This window comes from Arthrobacter sp. NEB 688 (assembly GCF_013201035.1).
In the GTDB taxonomy this organism is placed as follows: Bacteria; Actinomycetota; Actinomycetes; order Actinomycetales; family Dermatophilaceae; genus Phycicoccus.
This window is the reverse complement of sequence record NZ_CP053707.1, coordinates 3,104,276-3,122,206: the sequence shown is the minus strand read 5'-3', so window position 1 is coordinate 3,122,206 and position 17,931 is coordinate 3,104,276. Positions and strand designations below refer to the sequence as shown.

The following is a 17,931-nucleotide window of genomic DNA, read 5'->3' as shown; positions in this document are numbered from 1 at the left end:
GGTTCCGGGCGCCCGGTCCGGTGGGCCGGGGCGGTCAGCGGCTCGTGGTCGGAGGGGTCGGGTCGGTCGAGCCGTGGCAGGTGCAGCGGGCGCCGGCGGGGACGCCGGCCATCACCTGCTCGGCGTGCTGGCCGCATCCGGCCCAGGTGGTGAGGCCGCAGGTGGGGCAGGTGGCGGGACGGCACATGGAGGTCTCCTTCGGTCGGGCGTGGGTGGGGGTCAGGCGGCGGTGATGAGGGGCAGGCCGGAGCGGGCGGCCTGCTCGCCGAAGCTGTCGTCGACGGCGACGACCCGGTGGCCGTGCGCGGCGAGGATCGAGGCGGCGATCGAGGCACGGTAACCGCCCGCGCAGTGGACCCACACCTCGCCGGCAGGCACCTCGCCCAGACGGGCGAGGAGCTCGTGCAGGGGGATGTTGGTCGCGCCGGCGATGTGCTGCTCGGCGAACTCCGAGGCGCGGCGGACGTCCAGCACGCCGACCCGGCGGTGGTGGCGGACCTGGGCGAGGTCGGCGAAGACGGCGCGGGGGAAGGCGGCGAGCGGCCCGTCGGTCCAGTCGGCGGGGGAGCCGGTGGCGGCCCCGGCGAGGTGGTCGATCCCGATGCGCACGAGCTCGCGCTGGGCGTCGGCGACCTGCGCGGCGTCCTCCCCGAGGAGGGTGAGGGGGGTACCCCACGGGATGAGCCAGCCGAGGTACGTCGCGAACTGGCCGTCCAGGCCGATGTTGAGGGTGCGGGGGACGTGACCGGCGGCGAAGGCCGTGCGGGTGCGCAGGTCGACGACCCACTCGCCGGCGGCGAGGCGCGCGGCCAGCGTGGCCTTGTCGGCCTCCTGAGGGGCGGTGAGGTCCGGGGCGTCGGGTCCGGCGCTGTTCGCCGGGGCCATGTGGACGTAGTAGGCCGGGTACGCGTCCAGCCCGGCCAGGGTGGCGGCCACCCAGGTCGCCTCGTCGTCGGTCAGCGCCGGGTTCTGCCGCTTCTCGACGCCGATCGTCGACTCCGTGCTCCCGCCGGTGGAACCGGCCGAGCAGAACGACCCGAAGCCGTGCGTGGGCAGGACGTGCGTGTGCTCCGGCAGCTCGTCGGCGAGCCGGTGCGCGGAGGCGAACTGGTGGTGGACCAGCGCGTCGGTGTGCTCGTCGCCGAGCAGATCGGGCCGGCCGGTCGCCCCGAAGAGCAGCGAGCCGCCGGTGAAGACGCCGACGGTGTCACCGTCCTCGCCGGAGGTCTCCAGCGCGTAGGCGAGGTGGGTCAGGGTGTGCCCCGGGGTCGCGATGACGCGCACCCGCATCGTCGGGGAGACCTCGACGACGTCGCCGTCCGTGACGGGGACGTGCTCGAAGGCCACCTGGTCCGCGGCGTTGACGTGGTAGGCCGCGCCGGTCTGGCGGGCCAGCGCGAGGCCGCCGGTGACGTAGTCGTTGTGGACGTGGGTCTCGAAGACGTGCGTGATCCGCACCCCGGCGGCGGTGGCGAGGTCGAGGACGCGGTCGATGTCGCGCTGCGGGTCGACCACGACCGCCACCCGGCCGTCGTGGGCCAGGTATGAGCGGTCGCCCAGGCTGGGGGTGTCGATCGGGACGATGACGGGCACTCGGGACCGGGTGTGGCTCACGGGAGCTCCTTCGACGGTGGGACGGGCGCGAGGGGTGGAACGACGGCGTCGGGAACGGTGTGCGATCGGGCGCCGCCGGAGACGTGGTGACCCCCCCGGTCGGGGAGGCCGGTGGGCCGCGGTCGTGCCCTTGTCGCCCGTCGCGCAGGCGGGGATGCCCCTCGCGGAACACTGCACTCAGTTAATACCCCCAGGGGTATCTCTGTCAAGCCGGTCCGGCGGCCTCGGGGAGGTCGAACGGGTGACGATCGGTGTGCGCGGTGCCCCGGTGCGTGCCGACCGCCCCTGGTGCACGCGGCGGGTCCTGGCCGAGCCGCCGACCGGTCTCTCGGCCCCGTCCGACGTCGTCGTGCGCACGCTGCTCGACGCGGCGACGGTGGTGGAGGCCATGGGTCCGGCAGCACGCTCGGCCTGGTGCGCGACGACGTCGTGGCCTCGGCGCGCCGCGAGAGGACGCCCCGGGCGGCGGGGTGGTGGGGCGTGTCGGGCTTGAACCGACGACCGACGGATTATGAGTCCGCTGCTCTGACCGACTGAGCTAACGCCCCGCGCCGTGGCGCGCCGGCCACGGGTGCGCCGAGCCTAGCGCCGCGGCGCCGCCGGCCGACCGCGGGGCCGGAGGGGTCACAGGGGCGACCGGTGTCGGCGACAGGTGCGGCACAGGCCCGCCCGGGACCGTGGGTGCAGATGGTCCCCCCGACGAAGGAGCACCCCATGGACCGACAGACCCGCACCCTCGCGATCGGCGGCGTCGGCATCGCCGCCGCGGTCGCGCTCGGCCTGACCGGCGCGTCGCTCGCCGGCGCCGCCGACACCACGGTGAGCACCGCCACCCCGTCGGCGTCCGCCTCGGCGGGCACCGGCACCGACGCGAACGGCGGCGGCTCGACGAGCGGCACCCTCCCCGGCGGCGGTCAGGCCGGGGGCGGCCAGGCCGGCGGCGGCATGCCCGGCGGTGGCCGCGGCGGGATGATGGACGCCGGCGGGACGCTGACCGCCGAGGCCGCGAGCAAGGCGGTGGCGGCCGCGCAGGGCGCCGTCGACGGCGGCACCGTCAGCGGCGTCCGGGCCCTGTCCGACGGCAGCTACGAGGTGACCGTCACCTCCGACGCCGGCCGCGTCGACGTCCTCGTCTCGGCGCAGTTCGCCGTCACCGGCACCGAGGAGCACGGCGGCCCGGGCGGGATGCCGGGAGCCGACGGACAGGGTCCCGACGGCGGGACGGGCACCGGGTCGGGCGACCCGAGCGACGCCAACGGCACGAGCAGCGCGACGACGACGGGCGCCGCGACCGTCTGACCTGCGGCGGCGCCCCCGAGGCACCCGCACCACGAATCCGTGTGATCTCTGGTGCGGGTGCGTCGTGTGGGGCAGACTGTGCTGCAGACAACCGGCACGCGTGGCGTGCCCGCACACGCACGACACGACCGGCTCACGGATCGAACGGCGACGTTGGGGAAGACGTCCACCGCACGACAAGGAGACCGGGATGTCAGCGATGCAGCGCGCCACCACGCGTGGAGTGGTCTACGTCCACTCCACGCCCAAGGCGTTGTGCCCGCACGTCATCTGGGCGATCGAGGGAGTCCTCGGCGTCCGCGTCAGCATGGACTGGACCGCGCAGCCGGCCGCTCCGGGGATGGTCCGGGCCGAGCTCAGCTGGGCCGGCGAGGCCGGCAGCGGCGCCCGCATCGCGTCGGCGCTGCGCGGCTGGGAGCACCTGCGCTACGAGGTGACCGAGGAGCCGAGCCCCGGCTCCGACGGCTCGCGCTGGTCGCACACGCCGCGCCTGGGCATCCACCACACCTGGACCTCGGCGAACGGCGACGCCGTCGTCAACGAGGACCGGCTGCGCGAGGTCGTCGTCCTCGCGCAGGGCAGCCCCGAGGCGGTGCAGGACATGATCGAGGAGATGCTCGGCGTCGAGTGGGACGAGGAGCTCGAGCCGTTCCGCTACGCCGGCGAGGGCGCGCCCGTCCGCTGGCTGCACAAGGTCGGCTGACGCTCGCCGCGCGCTACACCGCAGGAAGGGTCGCCACAGCAGCAGCTCCTGCGGTGTAGCCGGCACCGGGGAGCACGCGAACGCCCCCGGACCCACGTGGGTCCGGGGGCGTCGCGCGTGGTCTCAGACGCTCTTGACGACGAGCGCGACGTTGTGGCCGCCGAACCCGAAGGAGTTGTTGAGCGCCGCGATGTCGCCGTCGGGCAGCGTGCGGTGCTCGCCCCGGATGACGTCGAGGTCGATCGCCGGGTCGAGGTCGTCGATGTTGATGGCGGCCGGCGCGGTGCGGTGGTGCACGGCGAGCACGGTGAGCAGCCCCTCGAGCGCCCCGGCGGCGCCGAGCAGGTGCCCGGTCATCGACTTGGTGGCGCTGACCGGCATCCCGTCGACCGCGTCGCCGAACGCGCGGCGGATGGCGTTGGCCTCGGCCACGTCGCCGACCGGCGTCGAGGTCGCGTGGGCGTTGATGTGCACGATGTCGGCGGCGGTCAGGCCGGCGCGCTCGACGGCGGAGCGCATCGCGCGGCTGGCCCCGGCGCCCTCGGGCTCCGGCGCGGTGATGTGGTGGGCGTCGGCGGACATCCCGATCGAGGCGAACTCGGCGTAGATGCGCGCGCCACGGGCCTTCGCGTGCTCGTACTCCTCGAGGACCATGACGGCGGCGCCCTCGCCCATGACGAAGCCGTCGCGGCCGGTGTCGTAGGGGCGCGAGGCGGCGGCCGGGTCGTCGTTGCGGGTCGAGAGGGCCTGCATCTGGCTGAAGCCGGCGAAGCAGATGGGGTGGGTGGCGCACTCGGTGCCACCGGCGACGACCATGTCGGCACGGCCGTCGCGGATCATGTCGTAGCCGGTGCCCATCGACTCCGCGCCGGAGGCGCAGGCCGAGACGGTGGTGTGCGCGCCGGCGCGGGCGCCGAGCAGCAGCGACACGTTGCCGGCCGAGGTGTTGGGCATGAGCATCGGGACCGCGAGCGGGAAGACCCGGCGGACACCCTTCTCGCGCAGGTTGTCCCACTGGTCGAGCAGCGTCCACACGCCACCGATGCCGGTGCCGATGGCCACGCCGAGCCGCTCGGGGTCGACCTCGGGCGAGCCGGCGTCCTCCATGGCGGCCAGCGACGCGATGACGGCGTACTGGGCGCTCGGGTCCATCCGGCGGACCTGCACCTTCGTGAGGACCTCGAGCGGGTCCTGCGCGATGGTGCACGCGAAGTGGACCGGCAGCTCGTACCGGTCGAGCATCTCCTGGGGCAGGGGCTTGGCCCCGGACCGTCCGGCGAGGATGCCCTCCCACGTCTCGGCGATCGTGCCGCCGAGGGGCGTGGTGGCACCGAGTCCGGTGACGACGACGCGACGCTCGCTCATGGGTGCTGAAGCTCCTTGTGGGTGCGGGTGGGGACCGGCGCGGCCTCCCGGTCGGGGAGGCCGCGCCCGTGGGGTCAGCCCTGGTTGGACTGGATGAAGTTGACCGCGTCGCCGACCGTCGTGAGGTTCTTGACCTCGTCGTCGGGGATGCGGACGCCGAACTTCTCCTCGGCGTTGACGACGATCGTCATCATCGACAGGGAGTCGATGTCGAGGTCGTCGGTGAAGGACTTGTCCATCTGGACCTCGGCCGGGTCGAGGCCGGTCTCCTCGTTGACGATCTCGGCGAGGCCGCTGAGGATCTCCTGCTGGTCAGCCATGTGCTGTCTCCTTCGGTGTGGGTGTGGTGGTGCGTCGGCCCGGGTGACCCGTGGGCCCGCGGGAGTCAGGGGATGACGACGACCTGCGCCGCGTAGGACAGACCGGCGCCGAAGCCGATCTGCAGGGCGAGGCCGCCGCTCGGGATCTCGCCGTGGCGGACCATCCGCTCCATCGCCAGCGGCACCGATGCCGCCGAGGTGTTGCCTGTGTACGCGATGTCGCGGGCGATCGGGAGGTCCTCGGGGAGGCCGAGCTTCTTGGCCATCGCGTCGATGATGCGGACGTTGGCCTGGTGCGGGATGAAGGCGTCGAGCTGGGCGGCGGTGATGCCCGCCGCGTCGAGGGCCTGCTGGGCGACGGGCGCCATGCCCCAGACGGCCCAGCGGAAGACGGTCTGCCCCGCCATGCCGATGTGCGGCCACTCGAGCTGTTGCTCGTGCACGTCGATCCAGGACTCGGTCTGGGAGATGGCCTCCCACTGCGCGCCGTCCGAGCCCCAGACGGTCGGGCCGATGCCGATGGTGTCGGACTGGCTGACCACGGCCGCGCCGGCGCCGTCGGCGAAGATGAACGCGGTGCCGCGGTCGTCGAGCGAGGTGAAGTCCGAGAGGCGCTCGACGCCGACGACGAGCACGTGGCGTGCGCTGCCGGCCCGGACCATGTCCGAGGCGAGCGAGATGCCGTGGCAGTAGCCGGCGCACGCGGCGGAGATGTCGAAGGCCGCCGCCTTGCTGCCGAGCCGCTCGGCGACGAGCGGTGCGGCGGCGGGGGTCTGGTAGGGCCAGCTGACGGTCGCGACGATGACGGCGTCGACGTCGGCACCGGTGATCCCGGCCATCTCGAGCGCGGGGGTCGCGGCGAAGACGGACATGTCGATGACCGACTCGCCCTCGCCGGCGAAGCGCCGCTCGATGATGCCCGACCGCTCGCGGATCCACTCGTCGGAGGAGTCGATGCGGTCGACGATCTCGCTGTTGGGCACGACCCGGCGGGGCCGGTACCCGCCGATGCCGGAGATGCGCGAGTGGGTGGTCGCGCTCGCGGTCAGGTGGCCTGCGCCGGCCTTGGGGGTGACGGTCATGCGGAGTGCTCCTCGATGAGGGTGCGTGCGGCGTCGAGGTCGTCGGGTCCCTTGACCGCGAGCAGCTCGACCCCCTTGAGGGCGCGCTTGGCGAGCCCGACGAGCGTGCCGGCGGGAGGCAGCTCGATGATCGCGGTGACGCCGAGCTCGGCGAACCGGTCGGAGCAGAGGTCCCAGCGGACCGGGTTGGACACCTGGGCGACGATCCGGTCGAGGACCTCGCGACCCTCGGTGACGACCTCGCCGTCGCGGTTGGAGACGAGCGGGACGCCGGCGTCGGCGGGGGAGAGGTCCGCGGCCGCGGCGGCCAGCGCGTCGACCGCGGGCTGCATGTAGTGGGTGTGGAAGGCGCCGGCGACCTTGAGCGGGATGACACGGGCCCGCGTCGGCGGCTCGGCCGCCAGGGCCGCGAGGGCGTCGAGCGCGCCCGCCGCGACGACCTGGCCGGCGGCGTTGACGTTGGCCGGGGTCAGACCGTGCGCCTCGATGGCCGCGAGGACCTCGGTCGGGTCGCCGCCGACGACGGCGCTCATCCCGGTGGGGGTCGCGGCGCTGGCCCGGGCCATCTCGCGCCCGCGCAGGGCGACGAGGCGCATCGCGTCGTCCTCGGCGAGGACGCCGGCCGCGGCGGCCGCGGTGATCTCGCCGACGGAGTGGCCGGCGAGCGCGCCGACGCCGGAGGTGCCGCCGAGCGCGCGCACGGCGAGGAGGCCGGCGCCGACGAGCAGCGGCTGGGCCACCGCGGTGTCCTTGATCGTCTCCTCGTCCGAGGTCGTGCCGTGGGCGACGAGGTCGACCCCGGCGGCATCCGACAGGGAGGTGAGGTGCTCGCGGGCACCGGGCAGCTCGAGCCACGGGGCGAGGAAGCCCGGGGTCTGGGAGCCCTGACCGGGGCAGACGATGATGATCACGGGTCCCAGCCTGCTACCCGGCGGGCCCTCGCCCCGGGACGGGCGGGGACGAACCTGCCGGGCGCGTCTTGTGGGATCCCCACAAAAGCCGTCAGGTTCTGCTCAGGGTCGGGTGGGCGTGCGCCCCGCCGGGCCGAGGCGGTGGAAGGCCAGGGCGAGCCGGACGGTCTGGGCGTCGTGCGCGTCGGTCAGGTCGTAGCCGGTGGCCCTGGCGATGCCCTGGAGCCGGTAGCGCACGGTGTTCGGGTGGACGATGAGCGCGCGCGCCGTGCCCTCGACGCCGAGCCCGCCGTCGAGCCAGGCCTGCGCGGTCTCGAGCAGCGACCCGCCGCTGGGCTCGAGGAGCGGGCGGACGATCCGGGCCGCGAGGGCGTTGCGGGCCGGGAGGTCGCCGATGAGCGCCCGCTCGGCGAGGAGGTCGTCGGCGAGGACCGGGCGCGGGGCCCCCGGCCAGGCCGGCGCCGCGGTGTGGCCGGAGATCGCCGCCCGGGCCGAGCGGCCGGCGGCGAAGAGGTGCGGCACGGTCGGGCCGACGACGAGCGGGCCGGCGCCGAGGTGGGGGTCGAGGGTCTTCGCGAGGGCGACCGGGTCCTGGACGCCACCGCCGATGCAGACCACCCGCGGCCCGTGGATGGCGACGAGCAGCTCGACCCCGCGACGGCGGGCCGTGCGGTGCAGCTCGCCGAGCACGGGTCCGGTGGCACCGGAGGGGGTCGAGCCGACGACGACGGCGACGCCGCTGACCGCCCCCCAGCCGAGCGCGGCGGCCCGCGACTGCATCGACTCGTCGGCCTCGCCGCGGATGACGGCGTCGACGACGAGCGACTCCAGGCGGGCGTCCCAGGCGCCGCGCGCCTCGGCCGCCTCGGCGTAGACCTCGGCCGCGGCGAAGGCGACCTCGCGGCTGTAGCGCAGGACGGCCTCGCGGGCGAGGTCGCCCTCGCCGGGGGCGGCGATGCCGGCGATCTCGCGCTCGACGACGCCGATGCTCGTGCGCAGCAGGTCGAGGGTCTGGGCGAGGCTGATCGAGCGGGTCAGCTCCCGCGGGGCGGTGCCGAAGACGTCGGCGGTGGCCGGCGCCCGCTCCTGGTCGCCGCCGAACCAGTCGATGAAGCTCGTGATGCCGGCCTGCGCGACGAGGCCGACCCACGAGCGGTTCTCGGCGCTCAGGGCACGGAACCACTCGTGGTCGGTCTCCATCTGGCGCACCGCGGCGGCGCCGAGGTCGCCGGCGGCCCGGGCGACCCGGGCGCGGGTGTCCTGCGAGGCGGTCGGCGGCATCCCGTGAGTCTATTTGTGCGGCCCGGACAAGGGGCGTCGCACGCGGCGGGAGCATCCGGCGCGGCAGGCCCGGCGGACCTCGGGGCCCGGGACGCCCACGAGACCCCGGAACGGATCTTGGGTCTCGTGCACGTCTCGGGGTGACCCCGAGACGTGGGGGCGGGAGGGGTCAGTCGGTGCCGGACTCCATCGCCGCGTGGTCGAGCGCCTGCTCGGCCTCGCCGGACGCCTGCGGGTTGTCGGTGATCCGGTCGTAGCCACCGGCGGGCAGCTCGCCGAACAGGGTGCCGTTCTCGACGAGGAGCTGGCCCTGGTCGTTCGGCTGCTCGGCGTAGAGCTCGAGCTTGGCGCGGCTGTCGGCGATGTCGAGGTTGCGCATCGTCAGCTGGCCGATCCGGTCCTGCGGGCCGAAGGCGGCGTTCTCGACGCGCTCCATCGACAGCTTGTCCGGGTGGTAGCTGAAGTTCTCGCCGCGGGTGTCGACGAGGGAGTAGTCCTCGCCGCGCCGCAGCCGCAGCGTGACCTGGCCGGTGACGACCGAGGCGATCCAGCGCTGGATGGCCTCGCGGAGCATGAGGCTCTGCGGGTCGAGCCAGCGGCCCTCGTAGAGCAGCCGGCCGAGGCGGCGACCCTCGTTGTGGTAGTTCGCGATCGTGTCCTCGTTGTGCACCGCGTTGAGCAGCCGCTCGTAGGCGACGTGCAGCAGCGCCATGCCCGGCGCCTCGTAGATGCCGCGCGACTTGGCCTCGATGATCCGGTTCTCGATCTGGTCCGACATCCCGATGCCGTGCCGGCCGCCGATGGTGTTGGCCTCGTGGACGAGCGCGACGGGGTCGAGCGCCTTGCCGTTGATGGCGACGGGGCGACCCTCCTTGAACGCGATCGTCACGTCCTCGGGCTCGATGGCGACGGCGGGGTCCCAGAAGCGCACGCCCATGATCGGCTCGACGACCTCCATCGACTCCTCGAGGTGCTCGAGCGTCTTGGCCTCGTGCGTCGCGCCCCAGATGTTGGCGTCGGTCGAGTACGCCTTCTCCTGGCTCTGCCGGTAGGGCAGGTCGCGCTGGGTGAGCCAGGCGCTCATCTCGTGGCGGCCGCCGAGCTCGTGGACGAAGTCGGCGTCCAGCCACGGCTTGTAGACGCGCAGGTTCGGGTTGGCGAGGAGCCCGTAGCGGTAGAAGCGCTCGATGTCGTTGCCCTTGAAGGTCGACCCGTCGCCCCAGATCTCGACGTCGTCGGCCTGCATGGCGCGCACGAGGAGGGTGCCGGTGACCGCCCGCCCGAGCGGCGTGGTGTTGAAGTAGGTCCGCCCGCCGGTGCGGATGTGGAACGCGCCGCAGGCGATGGCCGACAGGCCCTCCTCGACGAGCGCCGCGCGGCAGTCCACGAGGCGCGCGACCTCGGCGCCGTACTGGCCGGCGCGGTCGGGGACGGTCTCGATCTCGGGCTCGTCGTACTGGCCGAGGTCGGCGGTGTAGGTGCAGGGGATCGCACCCTTCTCGCGCATCCACGCGACCGCGACGGAGGTGTCGAGACCCCCGGAGAAGGCGATGCCGACGCGCTCGCCGACGGGCAGGGACGTGAGGACCTTGGACATGGTGCAAGGATATACAGAACACTGCATACATCCAAACTCGTATCAGGAGCGGGGGTCCGCGGCTCCTCCCGTCGTGGCCACTCCCTCGCGACCCGCTGCGGTCCATGTCAACGGCGTCCCCGTCGAGGTGCCGGACGGCGCCCGGCGACGGGGGTCCGGCCCGCGCGTCGTGGCCCGTCTCGCCGGCCCCGTGCTGGCGCACTGGGCTCCCGCGCTGCACCGCGCCGGCGCCGAGGTCGCCTTCTGGTGCCCGCCCCGGGGTGCCTGCCTCACCGTCCAGCGCGACACGGTGGCCGACGCGGTCGCGCGGCTCCCGTTCGTCGTCGGCTTCGTGCCCTACGACGAGCGGCTCTGCCAGAGGCGCCTCGCCCCACCGCCCGACGGCCCGGGCCGGGCCTGGCTCGACGTCGTCTGCTTCTCGCACGCCGTGCGCCCGCTCGTCGTCGCGCGGCTGCGGACCCTCGGCGCCACCGTGCTGGACCAGGGCCGCAGCAAGGTGCGCATCGAGTGGCCCGGCGACCCCGCCCCGGTCCGGGACCTCGTCGGGGTCAAGCTCGTCGAGCGCCCCCGGCTGCCGCGCGCCGCGACGGCCGGCCTCGCGCCGGACCTCGGCTGGGCCGAGGCGGGGACGTGGCGCGACGACCTCGACGGCGAGGGCGAGGTGGTCGCCGTGTGCGACACCGGGTTCGACACCGGCGACCCGCGCACGGCCGTCCCCGACCTGCGCGGCCGACTGCGCCACCTGCGCTCCTGGCCCCTCGGGCCGTCCTGGACGCCCTACGTCACCAACCCCGGCGCGGACGACGGCCCGGCCGACGTCGCGAGCGGGCACGGCACCTTCGTCACCGGCGTGCTCGCGGGGGACGGGGCGCAGAGCGGTGGTCGCAACCGCGGCGTCGCCCCCGGGGCCGAGGTCGTCGTCGAGGCCATCGAGCAGTTCGTCGACGTCGCGCCCGGGCACCCCGAGGTCGGCCCGTCGCGGCACGTGCTCGCGGGGCGCCCGACCGACCTGCGCGAGCTGTTCGACGACGGCCGCCGACGCGGGGCGCGCATCCAGGTGGCGGCGTGGGGCACGCCGGCCGCGGGCGCCTACGACAACGACGCCTTCGAGGCCGACCTCTTCCTGCGCGAGCACCCCGAGTCGGTGCTCCTCGTCGCCGCGGGCAACGGCGGCTCGGACCGAGGCGGCGACCGGGTGGCCGACCCGGGGTCGGTCGAGTCGCCGGCCAGCGCCAAGAACGTGCTCACCGTCGGCGCCACCGAGGGGTCGGCGCCGAACGGGTTCCCCGGCACCTGGGACCGGCTGCAGACCGAGGGCCGGCGATTCGCCGACGCCCGGGACCGGAGCGACGCGACGAGCGGGCAGCCCGACCGGATGGCCCCGCTGTCGGCGTCCGGCCCGACGCAGGACGGCCGCCGCAAGCCCGACCTCTGCGCCCCCGGCACCAACCTCGTCGGCCCGCGCTCGACCGTCGCCACCGGCCGCGGCTGGGGGCTCGCCTCTCCGGCCCCCCACTACGTCGTCGACGGTGGCACGAGCGCCGCCGTCGCGGCCGCCGCCGGCGCCGTGGCCCTCGTGCGCCAGGGATGGCGCCGGCACCGGGGCGGGCACGCGCCGTCCGGCCCGGCGCTCAAGGCGCTGCTCGTCGTCGGGGCCGCCCCTGTCCGCAGCCGCGACGGCTCGCGCCCCGAGGACCCGCGCTGGTGCGGGCACGGCCGGGTCGACGTCGACGGCTCCCTGCCCGCGCCGGCCGACGGCAGCCGGGTGCGCATCCTCGAGAACGCCACGGCCTCGCGCGCGCTGCGTACCGGCGGCACCCGCAGCTTCCGGGTGCCCGTGCCCGACGGCGGGCGGCTGCGTGCCGTCCTGTGCTGGTACGACCTCCCGGGGGAGCGGCTCGTCTGCGACCTCGACCTCTCGCTCACCGGACCCCTCCCTGCGTCGCCGCCGGTCCACGGCAACCACGAGCCCGGCCGACCCGACCGGCCCGGCGTCCCCGACCGCGTGAACACGGTCGAGGTCGTCGACGTCGGCGGGCTGGCCGGCGGCACCTGGGTGCTCGCCGTCCACGGCGCGAACATCCCCCAGGGGCCGCAGCCCTACGCCCTCGTCGTCAGGACGTGGCCGGCGGGCTGACCTCACCCCACCCACCGCAAGGAGAGCCACCATGGCCAGCACCACCCGCCGCCGTCCGGCCAAGACGGCCGCCCGGGCCCGCACGCCCGAGCGCGAACGCACCAACACCGTCCCGGTGACCCCGGCGCCGCGCACCGCGGCTCCCGTCGTCCCGGCGCCCGCCGCGGCCCTCGCCGGCCTCGGCGCCCCCGCCGGCCTCGGTGCCGGCGTCGCGGCCGCCGACGTCAGCGGGCAGCTGCGGGCCGTCGCCCCGACCTTCGGGGACGTCCTCAAGTCCATCGGCCTCGGGGTCGCGGACTCCCAGGCCGCGCTCGACCAGGGCGTCATCGACACGGTCAACGAGCTCGCCGACACCAACATCACGGTCGTCACCGACGTCATCCAGCACCTCGACGACGACGGCCTCCCGGTCGCCGCGGACACCGAGCTCGTGAGCACCGACCTGTCGGTCCTCAACTTCTTCATGCCGACCGTGCACGAGTGGAAGCGCGTCGCGCTCTCGATGGACCTCTCGTGCGGCGCCTTCAACGAGAGCGACGGGCTGACCTTCAGCGCCAAGCAGTCCGGCGGCGGCGTCGGGGGAGCGGGCCTGTTCTGGGGCTTCCTCGGGGTCAACTACGAGTACGGCTACGAGAACACGCAGGACGTGCGGACCTCGCACGAGCAGGAGGCCAGCTGGTCCTCCGGCGAGGTGCGGCTGGACGCCATCCTCGGCCCGCGCACGACGGGCAAGCTGCCCGTGCCGAGCCAGGTGGCCATCGGCCCGCAGGTCGTGTTCTCGCAGGGGCCGGTCAAGGAGACCGCCGTCGCCGGCGCCGGGGTCAACCGCTCCGTCGACGTCGTCGTCAGCGTCCGCAAGGCCGGTGGCGACGTCAACCCCGGTGTGCCGCTGCGGATCGAGGCCGGGGGGCTGCGCACCAGCTTCTCGACCACCGCGCCGTTCACCGGCAACAGCACCAACGCGCAGGGCCAGGTGCTCGTCACCGTCACCCGCAACGTCCCGAACGCCGGCGCCGCCGGTGCCTCGGTCACCCTCGTCGCCCGCCTCGGCGCGATGAGCCAGAGCTACGCGCTCACGATCTGAGAGAGGCGATTCCCATGGCAGACACCGACGTCAGCGGCCAGCTGAACACCGCCGGCATGGCCTTCGGCGACCTCGTCCGGCTCACCGGGCAGGCCGTCGCCAGCACCCAGCAGGAGCTCAACAGGACCGCCGCGGACACCACGTCCGCGCTGTCGCAGACCCTCGTCGACGTCATCGCGGTGCAGGAGGTCGAGTACGACGACAACGGCACCGTGACGGGCGCGCAGACCTTCACCCAGAAGCTGCCGCTCATCGACGTCGTCGACCCCGTGCTCTACGAGTGGAAGCAGGTGCGGCTGCAGGGTCGGTTCTCGGCCACGCAGTTCTCGACGACCCAGTCGAGCGACACCTACGCGCATGCCAACACCGACTCGCACGGCCAGGCCGGCATCGGCCTGATCTTCGGCGGGGGCTACAACAACTTCCAGTACGACTCCACGCAGGCGCACGTCGACTCGCGCTACCGCTCCGAGAGCTCGGTCGGCCTCCTGCGGATGAACGCCATCCTCGAGCCGCGCCACGACATCGGCGTGCCGCGCCCGCGCCAGGCGGTCGTCGGCCCGTCGATCAGCATCGACGCCGGCCCCATCACGGACGTCGGCGGACCGCCCGTCCAGTCGCGGACGATGGAGGTCGTCGTCACCTACGAGAACGCCGACGGCGACCCGATCCCGGGCAAGACGCTCGCCGTCGACTCCGCCGGCGTGGCGTGGGAGTACGTCGGGGGTGTCGACCAGACCGACGGCGACGGGCAGCTGACGATCCTCCTGACGCGGACCTTCGTCGACGACGCCGCCGACCGCACCCCGGTCGACGTCGTCGTCGCGGTCCGCAAGGGCATCGTCTCCGAGTCCACGACCGTCACGTTCTGACCGTGGCCACCGGCGACCCCTCGCCGACCGCGGGGAGCGGCACCCGGCAGACCGAGCTGGGTGCCCTCCTCGCGGGCACGGTCACCGCCGTCGTCGAGGCGCAGGACCTCCTCGACGAGCACGCCCGAGCCCGGGCCGCGGAGTACGCCGCCGCCGCACCGGGCAGCCTCGCGCTGCCGCCGCTCTGGTACGCGTTCGACGAGGCGTCGGTCGACCTCGAGCTCTCGACGGAGGCCGTCCGGGTCGCGTCCGACGACGGCGGCCCCGCCCGCACCCGCCTGCTCTGCCGCACGGTCAACCCGGTGACGGTCGGCGTCTACGGGTACCGCTCCGCCGCCGGCACCCGCGTCCGGCTCACCCTGACCCCCCAGCGCGTCGCCCCGACCCCGCTCCCGGCGACCGAGGAAGGACCCCCGTCGCCATGACCCCACCCCCGGTCCGCACGACGCTCGACCCCGCGCGCCTGGCCGCGCTCGAGCGCATCGGCCTCGACCGCCTCGTGACCGTCGACGGCATCACCGGCGTCTTCACCCCCGTGACCGGCGCCGACGCCGCCACCTCCGGCGAGAACCTCGAGAAGATCGTCGACGCCCTCCGCGGCGAGCTCGCGTCCGTGCGCGCCGAGAACGCCGCGCTCGAGGAGAGGCTCGCCGCGCTCGCCGACCCGCCGCGCTCGTCCGACGACCTCGCCGACGGCCTGCAGCACGCGCTCGACGGCATCGCCGAGCGGCTCGGCACGATGGGCAACGCCACCTCGAACTTCGCCGTGCGCGAGTTCACCCTCGAGTCCAGGGTGCACGTCGACGTCACCGCCGTCGGCACCATCGGCTTCCAGTTCGTCCGCCCGGGCGAGCAGGTCAACGCCGCCGCGCTCTCGACCGTCTCGATGACCGTCGTCCCCGTCCCGAAGCCGCCGCCCGACGAGGCGCCCGCCGCCTTGGTCACCGACCGCCCGGTCGAGGAGATCGACGGCCTGACCGACGCCCAGGTAGCGACGCTGCGGGGCGCGCACGTGACGACGACGAGCGGGTTCGCCCGGCTCGCGACCCGGGCGACGGCCTCGGCGAGCCTCGTCAGCCTGCTCGGGGTCGACCGCGAGGAGCTCGGCCGGTTCACCGTCCTGGCCGGTCTGCTCGGCGTGCCGGGCGTCGACCGGACGAATGCCGCGGTGCTGCACGACGCGGGCATCACCGACGTCGCCGCGCTGGCGGCCGCCGACCCGGCCGACCTCGTCGAGCGCTACCGGGTCGCGGCGCGGCCCCGGCGGGCGCTCGGCACGACACCGAGCCTCGCCGAGGCCACCCGCTGGGTGGAGGCCGCCGCCGCGGTGACGGCCTCCCCGACCGGCTAGGGCAGCGCCCAGCGGATGGTCGTCGTCGCCCCCGACCGGGTCGGGATGCGCGTGGCGTCGGCGCGGCTCGTCGCCCCGTCGAACCACACCTCGCGCGACGTGCCGGTGGACTCGTCGAGGACGTCGGCCCGGATGACGAGCCTCCCGGCGGGGAGCTGACGTGCGCTGATCCGGTGGTCGTTGAACGAGCCGGCGTCGAAGTCGCCGATGTAGTCGCCGGAGCCGGTGAACACCTGGCCGGCGACGTAGGTCGAGGCGGCCGGCGTCCCCGGGCCGAGGACGACCTCGCCGGCGATCGTCGCGCCGGGCACGAGGTGGAAGTCCAGGCGCACGGTCTGCCGCGTGCGGACCGTGACGGGCGTGGCGGTGGCGCTCGTGCGGGCGCCGCCGGACCACTGGGGCGCGAGGTCGGCGTCACCCGGGGGCATGACGAGCGGGGTCGTGGTGCCGGCCGGGGCCGTCGCGGTGTAGCGGCCGCGCGCGTCCGTCCGGGCGTTGAAGCGACCCTCGCCCGGCCCGGCCCGGCCGGGGTTGCGACCACCGACGTAGACCCAGGCCCCCGCCACCGGGCGGCCGGCCGGGTCGGTGACGACGCCGCTCACCTGCCCGCCCTCGACGAACCGCTGGGTCCGCAGGGTGGTCGTGCGGCCGAGCTTGACCGCGACGAGCTCGGCGGAGCGCTGGGTGGACGCGTCGCGGTACCACTGCTCGACGAACGACGAGGACCGGTCGGGGTCGAACCGCACGGTGAAGGAGCCGGGCGGCAGCGCGGTGACGCGGTAGGTGCCGTCCTTGGTGCTGCAGCGCGCGCCGTAGCCGTAGAACAGCCGGGCCGAGCGGTCGCGCCACACGGAGGGGCAGACGCCCTTGATGCTCGTGTCGCCGGCGCGGGTGGCGACGCGGCCGGTGAAGACCCCGCCCTTCGCGAGCTGCGCGTCGACCACCTGGTCGGTGCCGGTGGGCACGGTGGCGGCGCGGTCGACCCGGTATGCGCCGCCGGCGAACTCCGGAGCGTAGACGGGCCGCTCGGTGCTGTCGCGGAAGAAGACGGTGAGGCCTCCGGTGGTGGCGCCCCACGGGGTGATCTCGTAGCGGCCGTCCGCGTCGGTGCACCCGTTGCCGTAGTCGTTGCCGGCCTCGTAGGCGGCCTCGTCGAGGAGGCTGGCGCAGATGCCGGGCAGCGGCTTGCCGGTCGGGTCGGTCACGGTGCCGGTGATCTTCGGGACGCGGATGAGGCTGTCGTCGACGGTGGTCGTGGCGCCGGCCACCGCGTCGAGCACGTCAGCGTCCTCGAGGGAGGTCTTCTGGTGGGCCCACTGCTCGACGGGCCAGCTCGTGAAGTGGACGACGACCGGGCCCGGCGGCACGAGCGTGCTCCACGTGCCGTCCTGGTCGGTGGAGGTCGACCCCCCGGGCAGCACGTCGCCCTGCGGGTCGGTCACCTGGACGTCGACCCACGGCGCCGGCGCGCCGTCGGCGTCGGTGAAGGTGCCGCCGACGCGCGCACCGGTGGCCAGCACGGTGTCGGCGACCCCGGGAGCGTCCACCGGGGTGGCGGAGTCGAGGTCGGTGGCGTCGTCGAACCACTCGCCGACCAGGGTGTCGGTGCCGGAGACCTCGAGCCGGTAGCCGCCGTCGGCGAGCCCGGGCAGGGCCCAGCGGCCCGCCTCGTCGGTGCACGTGGAGTCGACGTAGGAGCCCTCGACGTCGTAGGCCGAGACGCAGGTCGAGACGGGGGCGCCGGCGTCGTCGAGCACGGTGCCCTCCAGCCCGGTGCCGGCGGCGGAGGCGGGCGCCGCGGTGAGCAGCCCGGCGGAGAGGGAAGCCGCGGCGACGGCGGCGAGAACGGAGCGGACGCGCACGGCGGGGGCCTCCGGGGACGGTCGGGACCGGCCCGGACGGGCTCGGCGACCGGAAACTAGCAGCGCCGGCCGACACCCCGGTACGGCCGTTGCGAGAACTCGCAGCGAGCGGGGGCTCAGCCCTCGCCGAGGACCTCGTCGATGCGCTGCACCTTGGAGGTGAGCATCCCCGTGTGGCCGGGCCGGACGTCGGCCTTGACGACGAGCGAGACGCGCGGGTGGCGCGCGGTCATCGCCTCGGTGCACCGCTTGAGCACGCCGAACACCTCGTCCCACTCGCCCTCGAGGTTGGTGAACATCGCGTTCGTCTCGTGGGGGAGGCCGGAGGCCCGGACGATGCCGACCGCCTCCGCGACGGCCTCGGCGTAGGAGCCGGTCTCGTCCGGGCTCGCGGGGGCGATGCTGAAGGCGACGATCATCGGGCTGCTCCTGGTGTGCTCACCCGTCGAGAGT

At 74.7% G+C, this 17,931-nt stretch carries 17 protein-coding genes and 1 tRNA gene; 7 read left to right on the top strand and 11 right to left on the bottom strand.

Annotated features, from left to right (window positions below; all coding sequences use genetic code 11):
- Positions 1-34: 34 nt before the first annotated feature.
- The 3 genes from HL663_RS14680 to HL663_RS14670 all read right to left on the bottom strand — a co-directional run bounded on the left by HL663_RS14680 (position 35) and on the right by HL663_RS14670 (position 2,162).
- Positions 35-187: a DUF8730 family Cys-rich protein gene (locus HL663_RS14680; protein ID WP_173029058.1), complete on the bottom strand. Its 153-nt coding sequence runs from the start codon at positions 185-187 to the stop codon at positions 35-37.
- A gap of 32 nt (positions 188-219) precedes the next feature.
- Positions 220-1,614, bottom strand: coding sequence for an MBL fold metallo-hydrolase (locus HL663_RS14675; RefSeq protein ID WP_286175675.1), 1,395 nt, complete (start codon positions 1,612-1,614; stop codon positions 220-222).
- A gap of 471 nt (positions 1,615-2,085) precedes the next feature.
- Positions 2,086-2,162 (bottom strand) — tRNA-Ile (locus tag HL663_RS14670).
- Between the two features lie 166 nt (positions 2,163-2,328).
- On the opposite strand from HL663_RS14670, the gene HL663_RS14665 reads away from it, so the two are divergent.
- Together HL663_RS14665 and HL663_RS14660 are read left to right on the top strand one after the other, a co-directional pair.
- Positions 2,329-2,913 carry a hypothetical protein gene (locus HL663_RS14665; protein ID WP_173029057.1) on the top strand — a complete coding sequence of 195 codons (585 nt, stop codon included), beginning with the start codon at positions 2,329-2,331 and terminating at the stop codon, positions 2,911-2,913.
- Positions 2,914-3,112: 199 nt separating this feature from the next.
- The gene (locus HL663_RS14660; protein ID WP_502709048.1) at positions 3,113-3,616 is read left to right on the top strand and encodes a DUF3145 domain-containing protein; all 504 of its coding nucleotides are present in this window, start codon (positions 3,113-3,115) and stop codon (positions 3,614-3,616) included.
- 123 nt (positions 3,617-3,739) lie between these two features.
- Here the strand turns inward: HL663_RS14660 and fabF are convergent, their stop codons facing one another.
- The 6 genes from fabF to argG form a co-directional block, all read right to left on the bottom strand.
- Positions 3,740-4,981 carry a beta-ketoacyl-ACP synthase II gene (gene fabF / locus HL663_RS14655; RefSeq protein WP_173029055.1) on the bottom strand — a complete coding sequence of 414 codons (1,242 nt, stop codon included), beginning with the start codon at positions 4,979-4,981 and terminating at the stop codon, positions 3,740-3,742.
- Positions 4,982-5,055: 74 nt separating this feature from the next.
- A complete protein-coding gene (locus HL663_RS14650; protein WP_173029054.1) occupies positions 5,056-5,301 on the bottom strand; it encodes an acyl carrier protein in 246 nt (81 codons plus the stop codon).
- 65 nt (positions 5,302-5,366) lie between these two features.
- Positions 5,367-6,383: a beta-ketoacyl-ACP synthase III gene (locus HL663_RS14645; protein ID WP_173029053.1), complete on the bottom strand. Its 1,017-nt coding sequence runs from the start codon at positions 6,381-6,383 to the stop codon at positions 5,367-5,369.
- A complete protein-coding gene (locus HL663_RS14640; protein ID WP_173029052.1) occupies positions 6,380-7,294 on the bottom strand; it encodes an ACP S-malonyltransferase in 915 nt (304 codons plus the stop codon). Before HL663_RS14640 ends, HL663_RS14645 begins: the two co-directional genes overlap by 4 nt.
- A gap of 102 nt (positions 7,295-7,396) precedes the next feature.
- The gene (locus tag HL663_RS14635; RefSeq protein WP_286175670.1) at positions 7,397-8,575 is read right to left on the bottom strand and encodes a PucR family transcriptional regulator; all 1,179 of its coding nucleotides are present in this window, start codon (positions 8,573-8,575) and stop codon (positions 7,397-7,399) included.
- Between the two features lie 169 nt (positions 8,576-8,744).
- Positions 8,745-10,172, bottom strand: coding sequence for an argininosuccinate synthase (gene argG / locus HL663_RS14630; protein ID WP_173029051.1), 1,428 nt, complete (start codon positions 10,170-10,172; stop codon positions 8,745-8,747).
- 73 nt (positions 10,173-10,245) lie between these two features.
- Here argG and HL663_RS14625 point away from each other — a divergent pair, with 73 nt between their 5' ends.
- Genes HL663_RS14625 through HL663_RS14605 form a run of 5 tightly spaced genes read left to right on the top strand, consistent with a single transcriptional unit; the run spans position 10,246 to position 15,616 of the window.
- The gene (locus tag HL663_RS14625; RefSeq protein ID WP_173029050.1) at positions 10,246-12,309 is read left to right on the top strand and encodes a S8 family serine peptidase; all 2,064 of its coding nucleotides are present in this window, start codon (positions 10,246-10,248) and stop codon (positions 12,307-12,309) included.
- A 31-nt stretch (positions 12,310-12,340) separates the two neighbouring features.
- Positions 12,341-13,393, top strand: coding sequence for a hypothetical protein (locus HL663_RS14620; RefSeq protein ID WP_173029049.1), 1,053 nt, complete (start codon positions 12,341-12,343; stop codon positions 13,391-13,393).
- Positions 13,394-13,407: 14 nt separating this feature from the next.
- Entirely contained in the window at positions 13,408-14,265 is an 858-nt protein-coding gene (locus tag HL663_RS14615) for a hypothetical protein (RefSeq protein ID WP_173029048.1), read from the top strand.
- A 2-nt stretch (positions 14,266-14,267) separates the two neighbouring features.
- Positions 14,268-14,690: a hypothetical protein gene (locus HL663_RS14610; RefSeq protein WP_173029047.1), complete on the top strand. Its 423-nt coding sequence runs from the start codon at positions 14,268-14,270 to the stop codon at positions 14,688-14,690.
- Positions 14,687-15,616, top strand: coding sequence for a DUF4332 domain-containing protein (locus HL663_RS14605; protein ID WP_173029046.1), 930 nt, complete (start codon positions 14,687-14,689; stop codon positions 15,614-15,616). The genes HL663_RS14610 and HL663_RS14605 overlap by 4 nt, the downstream gene beginning before the upstream one ends.
- On the opposite strand, the gene HL663_RS14600 is transcribed toward HL663_RS14605, so the two are convergent.
- Together HL663_RS14600 and HL663_RS14595 are read right to left on the bottom strand one after the other, a co-directional pair.
- On the bottom strand, positions 15,613-17,478 hold the full coding sequence (locus tag HL663_RS14600) for a carboxypeptidase-like regulatory domain-containing protein (RefSeq protein WP_173029045.1): 1,866 nt from the start codon (positions 17,476-17,478) through the stop codon (positions 15,613-15,615). The genes HL663_RS14605 and HL663_RS14600 overlap by 4 nt on opposite strands.
- 116 nt (positions 17,479-17,594) lie before the next feature.
- A complete protein-coding gene (locus HL663_RS14595; RefSeq protein ID WP_173029044.1) occupies positions 17,595-17,897 on the bottom strand; it encodes a thiamine-binding protein in 303 nt (100 codons plus the stop codon).
- Between the last annotated feature and the right edge of the window lie 34 nt (positions 17,898-17,931).